The organism is Streptomyces sp. CB02923 (genome assembly GCF_001905005.1).
GTDB lineage: Bacteria > Actinomycetota > Actinomycetes > Streptomycetales > Streptomycetaceae > Streptomyces.
Window position 1 is genome coordinate 320,682 of sequence record NZ_LWKZ01000012.1, and the last position, 20,670, is coordinate 341,351.

At 71.7% G+C, this 20,670-nt stretch carries 17 protein-coding genes; 3 read left to right on the forward strand and 14 right to left on the reverse strand.

What is annotated here, in order from left to right:
- Positions 1 to 60: 60 nt before the first annotated feature.
- The 11 genes from A6A06_RS13040 to A6A06_RS13090 form a co-directional block, all read right to left on the reverse strand.
- Positions 61 to 3,126, reverse strand: a complete 3,066-nt coding sequence (locus A6A06_RS13040) for a serine/threonine-protein kinase (protein WP_073761369.1) — start codon at positions 3,124 to 3,126, stop codon at positions 61 to 63.
- Between the two features lie 8 nt (positions 3,127 to 3,134).
- On the reverse strand, positions 3,135 to 4,472 hold the full coding sequence (locus A6A06_RS13045) for a hypothetical protein (protein ID WP_073761370.1): 1,338 nt from the start codon (positions 4,470 to 4,472) through the stop codon (positions 3,135 to 3,137).
- Positions 4,473 to 4,959: 487 nt separating this feature from the next.
- Positions 4,960 to 5,949 carry a glutamate ABC transporter substrate-binding protein gene (locus A6A06_RS13050; protein ID WP_073761371.1) on the reverse strand — a complete coding sequence of 330 codons (990 nt, stop codon included), beginning with the start codon at positions 5,947 to 5,949 and terminating at the stop codon, positions 4,960 to 4,962.
- Positions 5,950 to 5,969: 20 nt separating this feature from the next.
- Positions 5,970 to 7,451 (reverse strand): hypothetical protein, encoded by a 1,482-nt coding sequence (locus tag A6A06_RS13055; RefSeq protein ID WP_079193988.1) that lies wholly within the window; start codon positions 7,449 to 7,451, stop codon positions 5,970 to 5,972.
- 413 nt (positions 7,452 to 7,864) lie between these two features.
- Positions 7,865 to 8,887: an N-acetylglucosamine kinase gene (locus tag A6A06_RS13060; RefSeq protein ID WP_073761372.1), complete on the reverse strand. Its 1,023-nt coding sequence runs from the start codon at positions 8,885 to 8,887 to the stop codon at positions 7,865 to 7,867.
- Positions 8,888 to 8,949: 62 nt separating this feature from the next.
- Positions 8,950 to 10,242 (reverse strand): 6-phospho-beta-glucosidase, encoded by a 1,293-nt coding sequence (locus A6A06_RS13065; protein WP_073761373.1) that lies wholly within the window; start codon positions 10,240 to 10,242, stop codon positions 8,950 to 8,952.
- 7 nt (positions 10,243 to 10,249) lie between these two features.
- Positions 10,250 to 11,158 (reverse strand): carbohydrate ABC transporter permease, encoded by a 909-nt coding sequence (locus A6A06_RS13070; protein WP_073761374.1) that lies wholly within the window; start codon positions 11,156 to 11,158, stop codon positions 10,250 to 10,252.
- A 6-nt stretch (positions 11,159 to 11,164) separates the two neighbouring features.
- A complete protein-coding gene (locus A6A06_RS13075) occupies positions 11,165 to 12,172 on the reverse strand; it encodes a carbohydrate ABC transporter permease (protein WP_199930851.1) in 1,008 nt (335 codons plus the stop codon).
- 12 nt (positions 12,173 to 12,184) lie between these two features.
- Positions 12,185 to 13,522, reverse strand: coding sequence for an ABC transporter substrate-binding protein (locus tag A6A06_RS13080; protein ID WP_073761375.1), 1,338 nt, complete (start codon positions 13,520 to 13,522; stop codon positions 12,185 to 12,187).
- 178 nt (positions 13,523 to 13,700) lie between these two features.
- Entirely contained in the window at positions 13,701 to 14,837 is a 1,137-nt protein-coding gene (locus tag A6A06_RS13085; RefSeq protein ID WP_073761376.1) for an ROK family transcriptional regulator, read from the reverse strand.
- A 132-nt stretch (positions 14,838 to 14,969) separates the two neighbouring features.
- Entirely contained in the window at positions 14,970 to 15,401 is a 432-nt protein-coding gene (locus A6A06_RS13090) for an ATP-binding protein (RefSeq protein ID WP_073761377.1), read from the reverse strand.
- 155 nt (positions 15,402 to 15,556) lie between these two features.
- On the opposite strand from A6A06_RS13090, the gene A6A06_RS13095 reads away from it, so the two are divergent.
- The 3 genes from A6A06_RS13095 to A6A06_RS13105 all read left to right on the forward strand — a co-directional run bounded on the left by A6A06_RS13095 (position 15,557) and on the right by A6A06_RS13105 (position 16,910).
- On the forward strand, positions 15,557 to 16,441 hold the full coding sequence (locus A6A06_RS13095) for a helix-turn-helix domain-containing protein (RefSeq protein ID WP_073762120.1): 885 nt from the start codon (positions 15,557 to 15,559) through the stop codon (positions 16,439 to 16,441).
- On the forward strand, positions 16,438 to 16,638 hold the full coding sequence (locus A6A06_RS13100) for a DUF397 domain-containing protein (RefSeq protein ID WP_073761378.1): 201 nt from the start codon (positions 16,438 to 16,440) through the stop codon (positions 16,636 to 16,638). The genes A6A06_RS13095 and A6A06_RS13100 overlap by 4 nt, the downstream gene beginning before the upstream one ends.
- Before the next feature lie 68 nt (positions 16,639 to 16,706).
- On the forward strand, positions 16,707 to 16,910 hold the full coding sequence (locus tag A6A06_RS13105; protein ID WP_073761379.1) for a DUF397 domain-containing protein: 204 nt from the start codon (positions 16,707 to 16,709) through the stop codon (positions 16,908 to 16,910).
- On the opposite strand, the gene A6A06_RS13110 is transcribed toward A6A06_RS13105, so the two are convergent.
- From A6A06_RS13110 to A6A06_RS13120, 3 genes are read right to left on the reverse strand one after another with little or no spacing between them, the layout of a single operon-like run.
- Positions 16,904 to 19,060 carry a xanthine dehydrogenase family protein molybdopterin-binding subunit gene (locus A6A06_RS13110; protein WP_073761380.1) on the reverse strand — a complete coding sequence of 719 codons (2,157 nt, stop codon included), beginning with the start codon at positions 19,058 to 19,060 and terminating at the stop codon, positions 16,904 to 16,906. The genes A6A06_RS13105 and A6A06_RS13110 overlap by 7 nt on opposite strands.
- Positions 19,057 to 20,073, reverse strand: coding sequence for an FAD binding domain-containing protein (locus A6A06_RS13115; RefSeq protein ID WP_073761381.1), 1,017 nt, complete (start codon positions 20,071 to 20,073; stop codon positions 19,057 to 19,059). Before A6A06_RS13115 ends, A6A06_RS13110 begins: the two co-directional genes overlap by 4 nt.
- Positions 20,070 to 20,618, reverse strand: coding sequence for a (2Fe-2S)-binding protein (locus tag A6A06_RS13120; RefSeq protein ID WP_274535878.1), 549 nt, complete (start codon positions 20,616 to 20,618; stop codon positions 20,070 to 20,072). Before A6A06_RS13120 ends, A6A06_RS13115 begins: the two co-directional genes overlap by 4 nt.
- Positions 20,619 to 20,670: the final 52 nt, after the last annotated feature.

The window sequence follows — 20,670 nt, forward strand, 5'->3', positions numbered from 1 at the left end:
TCCCCCGGTTCGAGCGGCTCACTGCAGCTCGCACACCGGAACGGCCCTGTCACACCCATGTCACACCCACGTCCTGGGGCGGAAGCGGTTGGCCCGTTCCACCAGCTCGATCCTTTCCTCGCCGCGCTGCGCCAGCCGGGCGAGCAGTCTGAACGACCGCTCCAGACCGAACCGCAGGCCGCGTTCGTCCAGTGCGCTGCCGAGCAGACCGGGCCGGGCGGCGGTGCCGCCGGAACCGGGACTCAGGGCCCCGGACGGCAATGTACGCCCCCGCTGCTCGGCACCGCGGCTACCGGAGAGTACCCAGTCGAGGGCGCAGCCCAGCACTTCGGTCGTGAGCTGTTCGCGGCGTTCCGCGTCCAGCCCGGAGTCCGCCAGCTGTCCGACCTGCCCGGCTGCCGCCCGCAGGTCGTCCAGCAGCGCGTCGTGGGCGGGCCGTTGCCGCAGCCGGGCCCGGATCGCCGCGATACGCGCCGCAGTGTAGTGAATGGAGGATTCCGGTACGGATTCCAGGGCGGCCACCGCTCCGGTCCGGTCACCGTCCGCCAGCCGCACCCGGGCCAGCCCGAACGCCGCGCTGACGTAACTGTGGTCGGCGGCCCACACCAGCCGGTAGTACTCGGCCGCGTTGTCCAGCTGCCCCAGCACCTCGGCGCAGACGGCGAGCGCCAGCTTCGGCGCGGACTCGCCGGGGAAGGCGTCGTACATCGCGTCGAACGACAGGGCCGCCGTCTCGCGGTCCCCGTTCGTCAACGCCACCAGGCCGCGGTACCAGACCACCCGCCAGTCCTCGGCCCAGCCCTGGCCCGGCTCGGTCTCGATGCCGCGCAGTTCGTGCAGGGCCGCCGCGCCGTCACCCCTCTCCAACTGGGCCCGCAGCTTGCGCAGCCGGGTTTCTATCGTGTCGGCGGGCGCCGCGCGCAACGCGCTGACCAGCTCCGCGGGTGCGGCGGCCAGCAGACCGGCCAGGAAACCCGCGTTCGGGTCGGCGGGGTCGACGCGCGGTACGGGCAGGGCGAGTACGGCGAGCCCGGTGTCGAGGGGGCGGAGCGCGGGTGCGCCGGGGGGCCCGCCGGCCGCCACGGCTGCCGCTCCGGCTCCGGTGGCAGCCGGGGTTACGGTCCCGGCTGCGGCTCCCGCGCCGCCGGTCATCGTCTGCGGGCCGGTGGCCGATGTCACCTCGTAGGCGACCTGAGCGGGAACGGCGACACCGCTCCCTCCGACCCCACCGCTCCCTCCGATCCCGCCGGGCGCGCCGACCCCGGTGGCCGGACCGACCACCGCGTTCCCCGCGCCCCGCCCTGCCCGCCTCGCCTTCCCTTCCCGCCCTGCTCGCCCCTTCCGTTCCGTCCGGGTCCGCCCGGCCGCCACCGCGCGGGCGCCCAGCAGGGACGTGTCCCCCTCCGCAGGCGCCACCACGTCCGTGTCCACGACACGCAGCTCCGGCCCGAACAGCGTGGACAGCGCGGGCCGCTGTTCCCCCGTACGGAGCGCCATGACTTCCCGCAGCACGCCCGTCAGCTGCTCGGCCATCTCCTCCGCCGACGAGAAACGCCGGGCCGGGTCGGGGTCGGTGGCGCGTACCAGCAGGCGGTAGAAGGACTCGTACGCACGGAAGACCTCGATGTTGTCGGGGTCGGGCAGCGAGTCCGCGAAGATGTTCGTATAGCCCTGGAAGTCGAAGGTGAGCACGGCGAGGGTGCGGGCGACCGTGTAGAGGTCGGAGGCGACGGACGGGCCCGCCACGGCGACCTCGGGCGCCTGGTAGCCGACCGTGCCGTAGATCGCGCTCTCGTCGTCGTCCATCCGGCGGACCGCGCCCATGTCGATCAGCTTGAGCTGGTCGTGCTGCTGGATGGCGTTGTCCACCTTGAAGTCGCAGTACAGGAGGTTGCGGCTGTGGAGGTGGCCGAGCGCCTCCAGGGCCTCGATGCCGTACGCGCACGCCTGCTCGACCGGCAGCGGGTCACGGCGCCCGTTCGCCGTACGCCGCTCGTTGGCGATGTCCTTGAGGGACTTGCCGCCGACGTACTCCATGACGATGTAGCCGTCCAGGCTGCCGGTCGCACGGTCCAGGTGCTCGACGAAGTTGTAGATGCGGACGATGTTGGAGTGTTCGATCTCGGCGAGGAAGCGGCGCTCGGAAGCGGCCACGGCGAGGGCTTCCTCGTCGCCGGTGTCCAGCAGGCCCTTGAGCACCACCCAGCGGTCGGAGACCGCACGGTCGATCGCCAGGTAGATCCAGCCCAGGCCGCCGTGCGCCAGGCAGCCGACGACCTCGTAGCTGCCGTGCACCACATCGCCGGGGCGCAGCTTGGGCACAAAGCTGTACGGGTGGCCGCACTTGGTGCAGAAACCTTCCGTACGGCCCGTGCGGTCGCCGCGCGCCCGGCCCACCGGGGCGCCGCAGTCGCCACGGCTGCAGAACCGCTTGCGCTCGGGGACCTCCGGGTTCTCCAGCACGGCCGTACGCGGGTCGGGGCGCGGCACCTCCGGCACCGACACCAGCCCCGCGCCCAGCCGGCCGCGGGACGGTCCGGAGCCGGTGCCGCGGCCGGCACTGCGCACCGACACCGACATCGAACGCGTCGAGGAGCCCGGCACGGAACGGGAGAGCCGGCCGGAGACGGAGCGCCGCGACGTCCGGGAACCGGAGGAGGAGGTACGCCCGCCCGCGGACGTCACGGAAGCGGAACCACGGCCTCCCGCCGAACCGGAGCCCGCCGCCCCTTCCAAGCCGACGGAGCCTCCGGAGCCCCCAGAGCCCCCGGAGCCCCCAGAGCCCCCGGAGCCCCCAGAACCGCCGGAGCCCGCCGAACCTCCAGAGCCCCCAGAACCCGCCGAGCCCGCCGAACCCCCAGAACCTGCCAAACCCACCGAACCAGCCCCATACCCAGCACCCTCAGCCCCAGCCATCCCAGCCACCCCACCCCCAAGAGCCCCTCCACCCCCACCCCTCCGCGCCGCAGTAACCCCCGTGGGCGGCGAACCGACCATCCCCTCCGGCGACACGACCGGTGCCAGTCCGCACGTGTCGCAGTACAGTTCGCCGCCGCCCACGTCCTCGTACGTCCCCGGGCACTCGCGCCGTTGGCAGGCGACGCCGCCGGTCCGCTCCTCGCTCATGTTTCCCCCTATGGTCCGTCCGCCGGCCCGCGGTCCGGCCCTTGTGGCGACAGGCCCTCGGCCACGGCCTGCTGGTAGCGCAGTACGGCCTGCCCGGCCACCCGCAGATCGCACGGCGCGCTCCACAGCATCCGCCGCGCGGCGTCGTAGCGCTCGGTCAGCAGCGGGTCCTCGGCCAGGCCGTGCCGTGCGGCCTTCGCCTTGTACGCGTCCAGGCGGCCGCGCAGCTCGGCCCGTACCGCCAGGGGGGCCGTGACCGCCGTCAACGATTCGCGGGCGCGGTGCAGTTCGTCGTCGGCGCGCTCCTCCAGTGTGTCGAGGAGGGGGGAGAGGCGGTGCCACTGGGCGTGCCGGCGGTACTCGGCGGCGGTGGACAGCTGTTCGTGCAGCGCCGTGGACGGGCCGCTGACGGCGGGCACCTCGGATGCGGCGATCTTCGCGAGCACCTCGCCGCGCGCCTGCCGGGCCTCGGTGAGCGTACGGTCCGCCCGGGAGATCACGTCGCGCAGCTGCATCAGGCGGCGTTCGGCGTCCTGCCGTACGTCCAGCACCGCTTCGATCTCCCGCCGCGCGTCCTCCAGGGCGCGCGCCGCGCGGTCGTAGCGGACGGTGTCCGGGCGGCCGCCGCCGGGTGCGGCGCTGCGGTCGGCATGCGGGGCCCAGAAGGCCAGCGGGTCGGACACCACCTGGGCGCGCAGCTGCGTCAGCTCGTACGTGATGCGCTCAAGGTCGTCGCCGGCCGGGTGTTCCCCCGGGCGTACGCCGACCGATCGCGCCAGGGACAGTGTGCGGCGCAGTTCGGCGGCGAGCAGGTCTATCCGCGCGGGCAGCGTGGACCACACGGCGTCGGCGGAGACGATCACGTCGAGGGCCGTCGCGTACAGGCCGTTCATCCGCTCGACCAGCTCGTCCAGGGTGAACTGCTCGCTGAGCCGGGCGGGGCCGCCGCCGGGCTGCGGCGCGCCGCCGACGGTGGCCGCGCCGGGGACGGTGGCGCGGCTGCCGCGGAGCAGCTCGGTCAGTTCGGCGAGGTCGTCGGGGGACGGCCAGCGGCGCCGGGCGCGCAGCTCGCGGGCGGTGGTGAGCGCTTTCGTGTACGCGTCGAAGTGCGCCCACAGGACGGTGATGGACTGTTCGGTGGCGGCCCAGCGGTCCTTGGTGATGCCGGTGAGCCCGGCGCCCTCCAGGAGACGGCGGCCCGCGTGGTCCTGCAGGGCGAGCAGCGAGGTTTCGATCGCCTCGTACTCGGCAGCGAGCCGGCCCAGGGCGCGGTCCACCTCCTCCCGGCTCATCACCGGGTCGTGGGACTTCCCCGGGGAACCGGGGAAGGGTCCAGGGGCCCCCATCGATCACCTCTCCAAAGTGCGTGTGGTGCGCGGCGGCCAGTAACGGTCACCGCGGCTGTCGCATACGGCGGCACGGGGCACGGCACCTCCGCACGGCGTCTCCGCACGGCGTCTCCGCACGGCGTCTCCGCACGGCACCTCCGCGCGGCGTCTCCGCGCGGTGGCGGCGCGTGGTGGCGGCGCCCTGCGCAGCCGTGGCCGCGCCTACCCGCCGACACAGCTCGCCCTCCTGCCTCTCCTACGGCCTCCTCCCCCTTCCCTTACCTTCCTTCCCTTCCTTCCTCCCCTTTCCTCTCTCCCATCCCTCCCCTCCTGTCCCTCCCCTCCCGTCCCTCCCCTCCCGTCTCCTCTTCTCCGGCCCCGCGGCCGGACGGCTCTCCTTCCATGGTGACGCGGCCGACGGGCGTACGCCGGTCCACGGCGGGCCGTCCGGACCCGCCACCACGCGCCGCCCGGTGTGCGGCGCCGCGCCCGGCCCCCGCACGGCTCAGTCGCTGTACTGGGGCTCGGGCGCCTTGGTTATGCCTGGCAGGTCCGCCTTCAGCCACTTCTCGTAGGCGGCCATCCAGCGGCTCTTGCCGCCGCCGTCGCGGTAGTCCTCCAGCACCTTGTTGACCCGCCGCACCAGGTCGGTGTCGGCGCGGTTGACCGCGACCCCGTACGGCTCGTCGGTGAACGGCTTCCCCTTCAGCTGCACCGTCGGGTCCTGCGCGGCCTGCGCCGCGGCCAGCGCGTTGTCCGTCACCACGGCGTCGGCCTCGCCGAGCTGGAGGCGCACCAGGCAGTCGAGCTGGTTCGGTACGGTCACGACCTCGGCGCCGTGCCGCTCCTCGGCGAGCCGGGCCTCTCCGGTGGAGCCGGCCGCCGTACAGACGCGCTTGCCTTTCAGCGAGTCGTCGAAGGCCGTGATCGTCGAGTTCTTGGGCGCGAGGACCTGCTGTCCGCCCTGGAAGTAGGCGGTCGAGAAGGCGACCTGCCGTTTGCGGGCGCAGTTGATGGTCATGGTCCGTACGACCAGGTCGACGGTGCGCTCCTGGAGGGCGGGGATGCGCTGGTTGGTGGGGATCGCCCGGAACGTGATCTTCGGGTCGGCGCCGAGGATGTCCTCGGCGATGGCCCGCACCAGGTCGATGTCGAAGCCCACCAGGTCACCGGTGGCCGGATTGCGGTAGCCCCAGCGGTACGTGTTCTGGTCGACGCCGACGATCAGCCGCCCCCGGGCCTTGATCCGGTCCACCGCGGGGCCGCCGTCCGGAGAAGGCCGCAGGCTCGCGGCGGCGTTGGCGGGGGTGCAGTCCGCCGCCGTGGCGTCGGCACGCGCGGTGCCCGTCCCGTAGGGCAGGGGGCGGGGCGCCGGGCTGCCGCCGCCGAGCACCGGGACGAGGACGGCGGCCGTCGCCGCCATCACGCACACTCCGGCCGCCACCGGAGCCAGTACGGCCCGCAGGTTCCGCCAGCCCTTCGCGCGCATCGTCATGTCGCCCTCACCAGGCCTCATCACCGGTACTCCGAAAGCCTGCGCCCGATGCCCAGCACCGCGCCCGCCGCCCCCAGGACGGCCAGCACCACGGCACCGGTCACCAGCCCGACCAGGGCCCCGCGCCCGTCGGCGGCGGCCCGCCGGAACTGCTGCTGCTCATGGGTCAGGGCCTCGGCCAGCCTGCTGTCCACCCGGTCGAAGGACTGGCCGGTCGCCGCCTCGCCGCCGATGACCTTGGCCAGCGCCCGGTCGTAGTCGCCCTGGTCGTCGGCGGCGCGGGCCTCGGCGTGGCGCTCCTGCCACTGCCGTACGGTCTCGACCGCCTCCCGGACGGGCCGCCGGCCGGTGTCGTCGTCCGCGAGCGCCAGGGCCGCGCCCAGTCTGCTGTCCGCCGCGGCGGCTCCGGCATGGCCCGCGCCCGCCAGGTCCTGCATGCCGGAGCGGTAGCCGACCTCGTAGAAGTCCTGCTGGTCCTTGGTCACCACGGCGCCGCGCGCGACCAGCGTCAGGTTCTCGTCGCCGCGGGCCTGGAGGGCGTCGATACGGGCCTCGTTGAGCACCTTCAGCGACCTGGCACCGTTCTCGTACGAGGTGGTCAGGCCCGCGCGGGCCACGGTGTGGCCGGCCACCAGCCACAGCAGGACGACGGCCGAGGCGGTCGTGGCGGCCAGCAGGCCGTAGTTGAACACGCGGTTCGTCCTGCGGTGGTTGCGGCGCTGGGCCCAGGCGAGGGCACCGAGCGCCAGCACCCCGGCGCCGAGCGCGAGCCAGGGCCACGCCTTCGCGGAGTCGTAGTCCTCGCCGAGGCGCGCCGTCTCGGTCACGTACAACCCGCGGGCTGCCGGGAGGAGTTCGTCGCGCATCTGCGCGTTGGCGTAGCGCAGGTAGGCGCCGCCGAGGGGGAGGCCCTGCCGGTTGTTGGTGCGGGCCGTCTCGATCAGGCCCGTGTACCGGGGGAGGAGGCTGTTGAGCTTGCCTATCTGGCGGGCGGCGGTGTCCGAACCGCTGGTGTTGGACGAGGCCTTGGCCAGCAGCCGGGCGGCCGTCGCGATGTCGGCCTCGTACCGGTCGCGGGTGGCCTGGGTCTCCTTGCCGCCGGCCAGGAAACCGGCGGCGGCGGTGGTGTCGGCGTCGGCGAGCGAGCGGTAGATGTCCGCGGCGTCCGCGGTCAGGGGCTGGCTGCGCTCCACGACGTCCCGAGCGGCGGCGGACCTGTCGGCGACCTGCAAGGCCGTGGCGGCGCCGAACACCAGGACCAGGAAGGCCAGTACGGCGCCGATGATGCGCAGCCGGCCGGGCTCGGTCGTGGCTGCCGCCCGCAGCTGGTCCACTCCGTCGGCCCACGCCGTACGCCGCCGGGCGGCGGGGGCGGAGCCCGTACCGGCGAGGGAGCCCGCACCGGCCGCGGCGCCGGTGCCCGCGGAGGTGGCGGGGGCGGACCCGGCGGCGGCGCCGGACGGCGACGGCGGCGGCGCAGTGCCGGTCTGCGGGTTGGACACGGAACCTCCCCCTGGTCGCGGACGGCGGCCCCGGCCCCGCGCGACGGGCGCACGGGAACAGATGCACGGCCAGCAGTCAGTATGGCCGCAGGGACTGACAACCACACCGTTATTGCCTGGATCATGTGCGGATCGGGCCCCGCCGAACCCTCCCGTTCGACGGGCATTCCGTGCGCCCCCGCCCTCCCTCACGCACGGCCCGCCGGAAACGGTTCCCGAAATGAGCACGCGTGTACGGGTTTCCGGCGTACGGCCGAGCCACCGCAGCCGCCACGCCGGAACCAACCCCCCTATCCCCGCACGAACTACCCCGCCCGAACAGCCCCCGCACGAACTACCCGCGCCCGAACTACCCGCGCCCGAACAGCCCTCGCACGAACTACAGGCGCACGAACTCCCCCCGCCCGCACCACCTACCCCCGCCCGAACTCCCCCCGCACCCGCTCATAAGCCCCCGTCCCCGCCCCGGCCTGGTCCAGAGCGTGCAAGGCGGCCCCCAGCACCGGCGGCGCCGTCACCACACGCGGTTCCGCCTTCGGGGCGCGCTCCGCCAGCAGACGCGTCACCTGGTCGTGCAGGAGCGGGTGCCGCGCGGCCAGGACTCCGCCGCCCAGGACCACCGGCGTCCGCTCGCCCAGCAGGTCCAGCCGTCCCAGCGCCACCGACGCCAGCAGCGCGATCTCCTCCGCCTGCCGGGTCACCAGGGCCCGCGCCACCGCGTCGCCGGCCGCGGCCACCGCGAACAGCAGCGGCGTCAGCTCGTAGCGGCGGTCGCGGGGAATGCGTCCCAGATGCATCGCCTCGATCAGTTCCGGCATGGTGGCCAGCCCGAAGTGGGCGGGCACCTCGCGGGCCAGCGCGCTCGGTTCGCCGCGGCCGTCGTCGGCCCGCGCGGCCCACCAAAGGGCCTCTTCGGCGAGGTGACCGCCGCCGCCCCAGTCGCCGGAGAGCCGCCCGACGGAGGGGAACCGGGCGGTGCGTCCGCCGTGTCCCAGGCCCACGCAGTTGATCCCGGCGCCGCACACCACCGCGACACCGACCGGTTCGACGCGGTCCCGGAGCCCGGCGCGCAGCAGCGCGAAGGTGTCGTTGCCGACGGTGACGGTGCGGGCCCACCCGTACGAGGTGATCGCCGCGGCCAGTTCGCTCTCCTCGGCGGGCAGGTCGGCGTTGGCCAGGTAGGCCGACATCCGGCCCACCGGGCCGGTGACCCCGGCCCGTTGGCGTACCGCGTCGACCAGCACCGCCAGATCGCCGACCGCCCGCGCCACCCCGACCACCGGCGGCTGGAAGCCGCCGCCGCGGGCCGTCGCCAGCACCGTCCCGTCCGCGCCGACCAGCGCCACGTCGGTCTTGCTGTTGCCCGCGTCGACGGCGAGTGCCAGGCCGTCGGCGCCCGGCCCGGCGGAGGCAGAAGTACGCGCCTCGCCGGACATCGCCCCGGCAGAGGCAGAAGTACGCGCCTCCCCGGACACCGCCCCGGCCCCCTCGGCTTCGCTCAGAGCCACGTGAGGTGCTCCCGGTTGTGCGCGATCAGTTCGTCGGTCAGCCGGTCCGCGTAGGCGATCTGGCCGATGAGCGGGTGGGCGAGCAGCGCCTCGAAGACCCGGTTCCGGCCGCCCTTGAGGGCCGCTTCCAGCGCGAGGTGCTCGTACGCCGTGACGTTGGCGACCAGCCCCGAGTACAGCGGTTCCAGGGGGCGTACGGGCAGCGGCTTCGCCCCGCCCGCGTCCACCGTCGCCGGTACCTCGATCACCGCGTCGTCGGGGAGGAAGGGCAGCGTGCCGTTGTTGAGCGTGTTGACGATCTGCACGTCGCCGGTGTCGTTCAGCAGCGCCGAGGTCAGCGCCACCGCCGCCTCCGAGTAGAACGCGCCGCCGCGCTTGCCCAGCAGTTCCGGCTTCTCGTCCAGCGAGGTGTCGCCGTACATGTCCAGCAGCTGCTTCTCGATGGCCGCGACCTCCGCCGCGCGCGACGGCTTGGTGCGCAGTTCCTCCACGACCTCGTCGTGCTGGTAGTAGTAGCGCAGGTAGTACGACGGGACGACGCCGAGACGGTCCACGAGCGAGCGCGGCATGTGCAGGTCCTCGGCGATGGCCGCGCCGTGCTCGGCGATCAGCCGGGGCAGGACGTCCTCGCCATCCACCCGTACGGACCGTTCCCACGTCAGGTGGTTCAGGCCGACGTGCTCCAGCTCGACCCGCTCCGGCGCGATGCCGAGCAGCCGGGCGAACTTCCGCTGGAAGCCGATGGCCACGTTGCACAGGCCGACGGCCTTGTGGCCGTGCGACAGCAGCGCCCGGGTGACGATGCCGACGGGGTTGGTGAAGTCGACGATCCACGCGTCGGGGTTGCGGCGGCGGATGCGCTCCGCGATGTCCAGGACGACCGGGACGGTGCGCAGCGCCTTGGCGAGCCCGCCCGCACCGGTGGTCTCCTGCCCGACGCAGCCGCACTCCAGGGGCCAGGTCTCGTCCTGGTTGCGGGCTGCCTGGCCGCCGACGCGCAGCTGGAGCAGCACCGCGTCCGCGCCGTCCACGCCGGCGTCGATGTCGGAGGTCCACGAGATGCGGCCCGGGTGCCCCTGCCGGGCGAAGATCCGCCGGGCCAGGCCGCCGACCAGGTCCAGGCGGTCGGCGGCCGGGTCGATCAGGACCAGTTCGGCCAGCGGCAGGGCATCCCGCAGCCGGGCGAAGCCGTCGATGAGTTCGGGGGTGTAGGTCGAGCCTCCGCCGACCACTGCGATCTTGAGGTGGGGATGCGGGGGCGTTCCCCCGGCGGACGACAACATGAATCGATCAGCCCTTCACTCCGGTGAGCGTGACGCCTTCGACAAAAGCCTTCTGGGCGAAGAAGAAGACGATGATGACGGGGGCCATGACGAGCAGCGTCGCTGCCATGGTCAGGTTCCAGTTGACGTTGTGCGCGCTCTTGAACGATTCGAGTCCGTAACTCAACGTCCAGGCGGCGGGGTTCTGCGCCGCGTAGATCTGCGGCCCGAAGTAGTCGTTCCAACAGTAGAAGAACTGGAACAGTGCGATGGCCGCGATGCCCGGCTTCGCCATCGGCACGACGATACGCAGCATCGTGCGGACTTCGCCGCAGCCGTCCACCTTCGCCGACTCGATGTACTCCTGCGGAATGGTCAGCAGGAACTGCCGCAACAGGAAGATGGAGTACGCGTCACCGAACGCCATCGGGATCAGCAGCGGCCACAGCGAACCGGACAGGTGCAGCTGCTGCGCCCACACCAGGTACATGGGGATCACGATGACCTGCGGCGGCAGCATCATCGTCGAAATCACCATGACCATCGCCGTACGCCGGCCGCGGAAACGGAACTTGGCGAGCGCGTACGCCACCGGAATCGCCGAGCAGACGGTGAACAGCGTGCCCAGGCCCGCGTACATCAGCGAGTTCTTCCACCAGTCCAGGAAGCCCGGCGTCCGGAAGACCGTCGCGTAATTCGACCAGTTCCATTCATGCGGCCACAGTTCGCCGCTCATCGCCTGCTCGTCGCTCATCACGGAGGTCAGGAAGACGAAGACGAACGGCAGGACGAAGAACAGCGCGGCGGCTATGGCGAGGGCGTGCACGGCTATCCAGTGCAGCAGCCGCTTGCGGCGGGCGCGGGCCAGGGCGGGCCCCCGGTCGGTGGTGCCGGTACGGGCCGGCGCGCCGCCCGCTCTCAGGGTCGTCGTGGTCATGTCGGTTCAGTCCTCCGCCGGGAGCAGGCCGGCGCGCTTGCGCATCAGCAGGGTGGTGACGGCCATGGCGATCACGAAGAGCACGAGCGAGAGCACGCACGCGGCGCCCGTGTTGAAGTTCTGGAAGCCGAGCGAGTAGACGAGCTGCGGCACGGTGAGGGTGGAGTGGTCGGGGTAGCCGGGCTGGATGACCGAGCCGGGGCCGATGGTCACGCCGGAGGCCAGCTTCCCGGCGACCAGCGCCTGCGTGTAGTACTGCATGGTCTGTACGACCCCGGTGACCACCGCGAACATCACGATCGGCGTGATGGACGGCCACGTCACGTACCGGAACTTGCCCCAGGGGCCGGCCCCGTCCAGCTCGGCCGCCTCGTACTGCTCCTTCGGCACGTCCAGCAGCGCCGCCATGAAGATCACCATCAGGTCGCCGATGCCCCACAGGGAGAGCATGACCAGCGACGGCTTCGCCCAGGCCGCGTCGTTGAACCAGCCGGGCGCCGGGATGCCGACGGCTTCCAGGAGGTCGTTGACCGGTCCGGTGCCGGGGTTGAGGAGGAAGACGAACGCGACCGTCGCCGCGACCGGCGGCGCGAGATACGGCAGGTAGAAGGCCGTACGGAACAGGCCGACACCCGACTTGATCTTCGTGACCAGCATCCCGATGCCGAGACCGAAGACCACGCGCAGCGCGACCATCACCACGACCAGCCACAGCGTGTTCCACAGCGCCGGGCCGAAGAGCGGCATCTGCGTGAAGACGTACTTCCAGTTCCGCAGCCCGACGAACGACGGCTGCTGGATCTGATTGTAGTGCATGAACGAGAAATAGACCGTGGCGATCAGCGGATAGCCGAAGAAGACGCTGAAACCGACCAGCCAGGGGGAGAGAAAACCGAGCGTGCGCAGCCGCTGCCGGGTGTGTTTGCGGCGCAGCGCGGGAGCTTTCGGGCGCGGCGCCGTAGCTTTCGGGCGCGATGCGGCGGAAGGGCGCCCGGAGGATTCGAGGAGGGACATGGCAGGACTCCGTCAGTTCACGGACTGGAGATTGTCGGCGTCTATCTGGGCATCGAGCTCACGCAGGCCCTTGTCGAGGTCGGGCACTTTTCCGGCCTCGACGTCGTACGAGAAGTCCTGTAGCGAGACCACGTACTGCCCGCCGTTGACGGACGGCGGCAGCGCCGTACTGTGCTGATTCTTCGCGATGTCGAGGAACGTGCGGAACGACGGATCGGCGTCCAGCTTCGGCGACTTGAGCGCGGCGAGGGTGGACGGCACGTTGTGGATGGCATTGGCGAACCGCACCACCTGGTCCGTGTCCACCGTCAGGAACTTCACCAGTTCCCACGCCGCGTTCTGGTGCTTGCTGCTGTGCGCGATGCCCGCGACCGTGCCGGTCAGATAGCCCCGCCCGTACGTGTCCGCCTGGTCGTCGGGCACCGGCATCGGCGCCGTCCCCCAGGCGAACTTCGCCTTCGAGTCCTTCAGCATCAGGCCGCGCCACTCGCCGTCCAGGTGCATTGCCGCCTTCTGCGTCATGAAGGAACTCTGCGACGACATCTCGTCACCGAACGTCGTACGGAACTTCTCCAGCGCGGCATACCCGCCCTGCGCGTCGATCAGTTCCCGCTGCGTGGCGAAGAACTGCTTGCTGCGCGGGTCCTTCGCCAGCTGCGCCTTGCCCTTGCCGTCGAAATAGGCCGGACCCCACTGCGCGAACATCCGGTCCGGACTGTTCTGGTAGAGCCGGAAGTTGGGTACGAACCCGGCGCGCTGCAACGACCCGTCCGGCTTCCGTTTGGTCAGCTTGGCCGCGTCCCGCTTGAACTCGGACATGGTGCGCGGCGGCCGTTCGATACCGGCCTCCTTGAACGCGTCCTTGTTGTAGTACAGCCCGAAGGCATCCGCGAGCAGCGGCAGAGCACACTGATTGCCCTGGTATTTCGTGTAATCCAGAACCGTCTTGGAGAAAACCTTCTCCTTCTGCACACCCGTCTTCTTCATGAACGGATCGAGATCCACCCACATGCCGGACGAGCAGTACTGCCCCACGTTGTTGGTGGTGAACGACGACACCACGTCCGGAGCGTCGTCCCCGCCGGCGCGCAGCGCCTGGTTCACCGTCGCGTCCGTGACGTTGTTGACCGTCTTCACCCTGATGTTCGGATGCAGCTTCTCGAAACGGGCGATACTGTCGTCGATCGCCTTCACCTCGGCCGGGTTGGACCAGCCGTGCCAGAACTTCAGCGTGACGGGTTCGGTCGGGTCGTCGCGGTCGCTGCCGACGCTCGGATTGGCACAGCCCGAAAGAATCAGACCGGCCCCGGCGAGCGCCGCCGACAGGCAGATGCGCATACGCGGACGCATGGCGGACTTCCTTTACGGCAGGGGTGATGACAGAAGGTCATGCGAGAACTGAAGAGTGAGGGGAGTACGGGGAATGCGGGGAGTACGGGGCTTTCGCCGACGGCGCGCCCGGTGCGTTCGGCGCGCCCGGTGGGCCCGTCGGCTAATCGCACCGTTCCGGGACCCCTGTACCGCCTCATCACGCCGTGTCGAACACGGAGTTACGCGCCTCGGCGAGCGCCGTTCGCAGCGCCCCGATGAGGATCGGCTGTCCCTCGATATTGCTGATCCGGAGTTCCGGCCGGGGCAGCGCGAGCCCGGTGAATTCCTCCTCGACCAGCTCCCGCAGGGCTTCGCCGCCCGCCTGGGCCACTTCGCCGGAGAGCACCACCAGCCGGGGGTCCACGACGGCGACCACCGCGGCCAGCCCGGTCGTCAGCCGCCGCGCGACCTCGGCGCGCACGCCGTCGTCGGCCATCGCCTCGTCGACCGTACGGGCGTCCTCCACCCCGTACTCCCGCGCCAGCTCCACCACGCTCGGCGACCCGACGAGCCGCTGGAAGCCCCCGCCGGCGTCCGGCCGGGCCGCGCTGAGGTCCCCGCCCCGGGAGAGCGGCGCGTCCGGCAGCGGCATGTAGCCGATCTCGCCCGCGCCGCCCGTGGCGCCCCGCAGCAACTGCCCGCCGAGCACGATGGCGGCGCCGACCCCCTCGTCGGCCCACACCAGTACGAAGTCGTCGAAATCTTGCGCGGAACCGTCGTGCTGTTCGGCGACCGCCGCCAGATTCACGTCGTTCTCGATCACGATCGGTACGCCCAGCACCCCGGTCAGCTCTTCCTTGAGCGTCCGCGAGTGCCAGCCGGGCAGGTGCGGCGCGTACCGCAGCACGCCGGTCTGCGGGTCGAGCGCGCCGGGCGTGCCGATCACTGCCCCGTGCAGCCGCTCGCGCGCCAGCCCGGCCTTGGCCAGGGCGCCGTCCACCGCCGCCGCGACCACCTGCGCCGTCTTGCGGGGCGCGTCCTCGTCCACGGCGTCCGTACCGACCCGCTCCTCACCGAGCACGCGCCCGGTGACGTCGGCGACCGCGGCGGTGATCCCGCTCTGGTCGACGGAGAGCGCGGCGACGTACGCGGCGTCCGGGTTCACCTCGTACAGCTGGGCGTTCGGGCCCGGCCGCCCGGTCACGTTGCCCGTCGTGCGCACCAGTCCGGCCGCTTCCAGCCGACCCAGCAGCTGCGAGGCGGTCGGCTTGGACAGCCCGGTCAGCTCGCCGATCTGCGTCCGCGTCAACGGCCCCTGTGACACGAGCAGGTCGAGCGCGGCCCGGTCGTTCATGGCCCGCAACACCCGCGGCGTCCCGGGAGTACCCTGCCCGCCCTGCCCTCCGGCCATGACGCCCGCCTCGCCTCTCGCTGCGCGATCTGTTAGGAAAGTTTCCAATCGATGCACAGGAACGTAAGCTCCGCGTCAGCACGCCGTCAATGGGTCTGGACCACTGAGTTCGAGCACGACCCAGACGGTCTTGCCCGGCCCGGACCGGACGGCCACACCCCACTTGTCCGCGAGCGCCCCGACGAGCACCATGCCCCGGCCGTGCTCGTCGAGCGGCTTCGGCTGCCGGACGACGGGGGTGCCGTCGCCGGCGTCCGACACCTCGATCCGCAGCGCGCCGTCGACCAGCGCGAACCGCAGTTCGATGTACCGCCCCGGCCCGGTGGAGGCCAGTACCGCGTTCGCGGCGAGTTCGCCGAGGATCAGCTCGCCGGTCTCGACGGCCGTGGGTCCGAGACCCAGCGAGACGGCCCAATCCCGGAAGAGCAGCCGCGCCCGGCCGGGGCTTCTCCGGTTCCGGGGGAGGCAATAGGTGGCGGAGGCAGGGCGAGGCGAACTCTCGATCATGGCGGACCCTTCGAAGGGTGCGAGAACGGATGCCCAGCAGACTGCACCTACGACGAAGACTCATGCAACGTTGAATGCATCCACGAACGGGTGAATCGGTGTTGATCCTGGCGACGTCGACCGTCCAAACTTGGCTCCTCCACCGGGAGGTTGGCATGACAGCGCAGCAATCGACGGTTCACCCATCGACCGTCCTGGGACGTCAACTGGGCGAGGAGCTACGCGGCTTCCGCGAGGCGGCGGGTCTCTCCACGGCCATGGCTGCCGAAGCCCTGGACTGCACCAAAGGCAAGATCAGCCGCATCGAGAACGGACGCGTCCCCCTTCGGACGCCGGACCTCGTGGCGTTGTTGGACACCTACGGAGTGAGGGACGCGAGCACGCTTGAGCGCCTCACCATCCTGGCGCGCACCGCGAATCGCCGCCGTCGGGACGGGTGGTGGAACCAGTACGGGCAGGTCCTTGCGGATACCTACCGCGACTACATCGCGCTGGAGGCCGTTTCCGACACCATCAAGACATTCCAATGCCAGCTCGTCCCGGGACTTCTGCAGACACCGGCTTACGTACGCGCCGTGACCGTGGCGTCCAGAGCTTGGCACTCTCCGGAAGAGATCGAGCAGTTCGTCCATGTCAGGCTGGCCCGCCAGGAACGCCTCACGAACGAACCGAGGCTCACCATGTGGGCCGTGGTGACCGAAGGCGTACTGCTTCAGCAGGTCGGTGGCCCGGCGGTGATGCGTGCCCAGCTCGAACACCTCGCGGCCATCGCCGAGGAGCCGAACGTCACGGTTCAGGTTCTGCCGTTCTCCAGGGGCGCGCACGCAGGTATGTTCGGACCGTATCTACTGCTGAGCTTTCCGCAGGTGTCGGCGCTGGACGTCGTGCGGGCGGAGAACCCCACCGGCGCGGTGTGGCTCGAACGGGAGCCGGAAGTCGCGCGCTATCGCGAGCTGTTCGCCGATGCCCGTACGTCCGCGCTTTCACCAGCGGAGTCAGTGGCCCGGATCAAGCGCGTCGCCAAGGAGCACCGAGCGTGAATTTCGAGAACGTCACGTGGCGTAAGAGCACGTACAGCGGCGGCCAGGACGAATGCCTGGAGATAGCCACCGGCCTCCCGCCCCGCTCACCCGTACCCGTACGCGACAGCAAGCGCCCCGATGGCCCGCACCTTCTCTTCCCCGCCTCCGCCTGGGCGGACTTCCTCGCAGCCGTGAAGGTTCACCACCATGGTTGATTCATCCGCCGCACTTCTGGCCACGCCCGACGCCGACGAGTGAACGGTCATGGCCTAGAAGGCCGACCGTGAATCTCGCGGCAGACGTCACCTGGCGCAAGAGCACCTACAGCGGCGGCCAGGGCGAATGCCTGGAGATAGCCGACGGCCTCCCGCCCCGCTCACCCGTGCCCGTACGTGACAGCAACCGCCCGGACGGCCCGCACCTCCTCTTCTCCGCGCCCGCCTGGGCGGCATTCCTCAGAGTCGTGAAGGAGCCCTCCCGCTACTGACCGGCCAGCCCTTCCAGCACCTTGTCCAACGTCACCGGCACCTCCCGCACCCGCACCCCCGTCGCGTGCCGGACCGCGTTGACGACGGCCGCCGCGGTGCCCGTGATGCCGATTTCGCCGATGCCCTTGGCGCCCAGCGGATTGACGTACGGGTCGTCCTCGTCGATCCAGTGGGCCTCGACGCGCTGTACGTCCGCGTTGGCCGTGATGTGGTAGTTCGCCAGGTCGTGGTTGACGAGGGAGCCGTAGCGCGGGTCCGTCACGGCTTCCTCGTGGAGCGCCATGGACAGGCCCATCGTCATGCCGCCGATCAGCTGGGAGCGGGCGGTGCGCGGGTTGATGATGCGGCCGGCCGCGAAGACGCCGAGGAGGCGGGACACCCGTACCTCGCCGGTGTCGGCATCCACCCGTACCTCGGCGAACTGGGCCCCGAAGGCGTGCATCGCGAAGCGTTCGGCGTGCGGGTTGGCGGGGGTCTCGGCCCGTTCCTCGTCGCCGTCGGAGGGGTCGTGCCCGTAGCGCTTACGGAACGCCTCCGCCGCCGCCATGATCGCCGAACCCCACATCGCCGTACCCGAGGAGCCCCCGGCGACGGTCGCGTTCGGCAGGGCGGTGTCGCCGATGCGCAGCTCGACGCGGTCGACGGGTACGTCCAGCGCGTCCGCGGCGATCTGGGCCAGCACCGTCCACGCGCCGGTCCCGAGGTCCGCCGCCCCGATGTCGACCCGGTAGCGCCCGTCGGACCCGTACCGGACCGACGCCGCCGAACCGGGCATCCGGTTGACCGGGTAGGCCGACGAGGCGACGCCCGTACCGACCAGCCACCGGCCGTCCCGCCGTACGCCCGGACGCGGATCGCGCTCCTGCCAGCCGAAGCGGCGGGCACCCTCCCGCAGGCAGGCGACCAGGTTGCGGCTGGAGTAGGGCTTGCCCGTCTCCGGGTCCACCGGCGCGTCGTTGCGGATGCGCAACTCGACGGGGTCCATGCCGAGGCGTTCGGCGAGTTCGTCCATGGCGACCTCGGGCCCGTACATACCGGGGCATTCGCCGGGCGCCCGCATCCAGGACGGCACCGGCACGTCGAGCGCCGCGAGCCGGTGGGTGGTGCGCCGGTGCTGCGCCGCGTACAGGGTCCGCGTCGGGTTGGCGGACTGTTCCGCGTACTCCTTGATGCGCGAGGTCTGCTCGACGGCGTCCATGCCGATGCCGGTGAGCCGCCCGTCGGCCCCGGCCGCGAGCCGTACCCACTGGTACGTGGGGGTGCGGTAGCCGACCAGGGTGAACATCTGCTGCCGGGTCAGCGCTAGCTTGACCGGCCGTCCGGGCAGCGCCCGCGCGGCCAGCGTCGCGAGCACGGAGTGGGCGTGCGGTTCGCCCTTCGAGCCGAAGCCGCCGCCCACGTACGGGCAGATCATCCGCACCCGCGCGGTGTCGAGCCCGAACACCCCGGCCAGGATCTTGCTGTGCCCATGCACGCTCTGGCTGGAGTCGTACAGCGTCAGGTCGCCGTCCTGCCACAGGGCGATCGTGGCGTGCGGCTCCATCGGGTTGCAGTGGGTCATCGCGGTCACGTACGTCTCGTCCAGCGCCACCGCGCCCGGGTCGGCCAGGGCCGCCTCCATGGCGGAGTCCAGGTCGCCCAGCACACTGTCCGTGTCGGCACCACCGTTGGCCGACTCCGGCCGGTACAGCTCACTCTCGCCCGGTTTCAGTTCGGATTCGTGCGGTTCTTCGGAGTACGTGAACCGTACGAGCGACGCCGCTTCCCGCGCCGCCTCCGGGGTCTCGGCCACCACCGCCCCCACGATCTGCCCGTGGAACGCCACCTCCGCACTCTGCAGGACCGCCAGCTCCGCGTCCTCGGTGGACGCCAGCCGCTCGGCGTTCTCGTGCGTCAATACGGTGATGACGCCGTCCTCCTGGCGCGCGGCCTCGGTGTCGACGGCCGTGATGCGGCCGCGGGGGACGGAGGACAGCACGGCGTGCGCGTAGCAGGGACGTTCCATCGGGTGCTCGAAGGCGTACGTCGCCCTGCCGAGCACCTTGTCCCGGGCATCGGCGCGCTCCTGGTCCGCACCGACGGCACGGGGGCGGGCCGGGCCCGCGGGCCGGTTCTCGTTGCCGGTCCGGCTCTCGGACGTACTCGTCATCGTGACCCCTCCAAGCGTCCCGGAGACTCCGGTACGAGTTCGCGTACGACGGCGACCAGCGTGCCGTGGACCAGCGGAACCTTGAACGCGTTGTCCCGCAGCGGATGCGCGTCGGCCGTCTCGGCCTCCGCGGCCGTACGGCAGCTCTCCTCCGTGGCCGGCAGCCCGCGCAGCGCCCGCTCGGCGCGTACGGCCCGCCACGGTTTGTGCGCGACCCCGCCCAGCGCGATCCGCGCCTCCCGTACGGTGCGGCCGTCGTCCTCCAGGTCGAGCGCCACCGCCACGGAGACCAGCGCGAACGCGTACGAGGCGCGGTCGCGGACCTTGCGGTAGCGGGAGCGGGCCGCGTACGGCAGGGCGGGCAGCTCGACGGCGGTGATCAGCTCGCCGTGCCGCAGAACCGTGTCGCGGTGCGGCGCGTCACCGGGCAGCCGGTGGAATTCGGTGAGCGGGATCCGGCGCTCGCCGTCCGGGCCGAGCGTCACGACCACCGCGTCCAGGGCGGTCAACGCCACCGCCATGTCGGAGGGGTGCACGGCCACACAGTGCGAGGAGGCGCCGAGGACGGCGTGGTAGCGGGTCCAGCCGTCCAGGGCCGCGCAGCCGGAGCCGGGATCGCGTTTGTTGCAGGGCGCGCCGCGGTCCTGGAAATAGGCGCAGCGGGTGCGCTGGAGGAGGTTGCCTCCGGTGGTCGCGAGGTTGCGCAGCTGTCCGGACGCCCCGGAGAGCAGCGCTTGGGAGAGGACCGGGTAGCGCGTCCGTACGGCGGGGTGGGCGGCGAGGTCGGCGTTCCGCACGTTCGCCCCGACCCGGAGTCCGCCGTCGTCCAGCTCCTCCACCCGGTCCAGGGGGAGCCGGGTGACGTCGACCAGCAGGTCGGGGGCGGTGATACCGAGCTTCAAGTGATCCACCAGATTGGTGCCGGCGCCCAGGAACGCGGCCCCGGGGTGCGCCGCCACGGAGGCCACGGCCCCGGCGGCGTCGGTGGCACGCTCGTACCGGAAGGGCTTCACCGGTCCGCCCCCTCGGCCTCGGCGGCGGCCGCGACGGCCGGAACGATGTTCACGTACGCCCCGCAGCGGCACAGATTGCCGCTCATCCGCTCGGCGATCTCGTCGTGGTCCAGCGCCTCCGGAGCGATGCCCCCTTCCGCGCCCACCTCGGTGACCGCACTCGGCCACCCCTGAGCCGCCTCCCGCAGCACACCCACCGCCGAACACACCTGGCCCGGCGTGCAGTACCCGCACTGGAGCGCGTCGTGGTCGACGAAGGCCTGCTGTAGGGGGTGCAGTTCGCCGCCCTCGCCCAGCCCCTCGGCCGTGGTGATCTCCGCGCCGTCGTACGACACGGCCAGCGCGAGACAGGTCGTCGCGCGCCGCCCGTCCAGCAGCACGGTGCACGAGCCGCACTGCCCGTGATCACACCCCTTCTTCGGACTGGTGATCCCCAGCCGCTCCCGCAACGCGTCGAGCACGGTGGTCCGCGTATCCACCGTCACCTCGTACGCCTGCCCGTCGACGCGCAGCCTGATCTCGGTCTCCATGCCCTGCCGGGTCACCCGCAGAACGGGCGGTAAACGACTGCATACAGGTGACGGGGTGAGCGGTGTG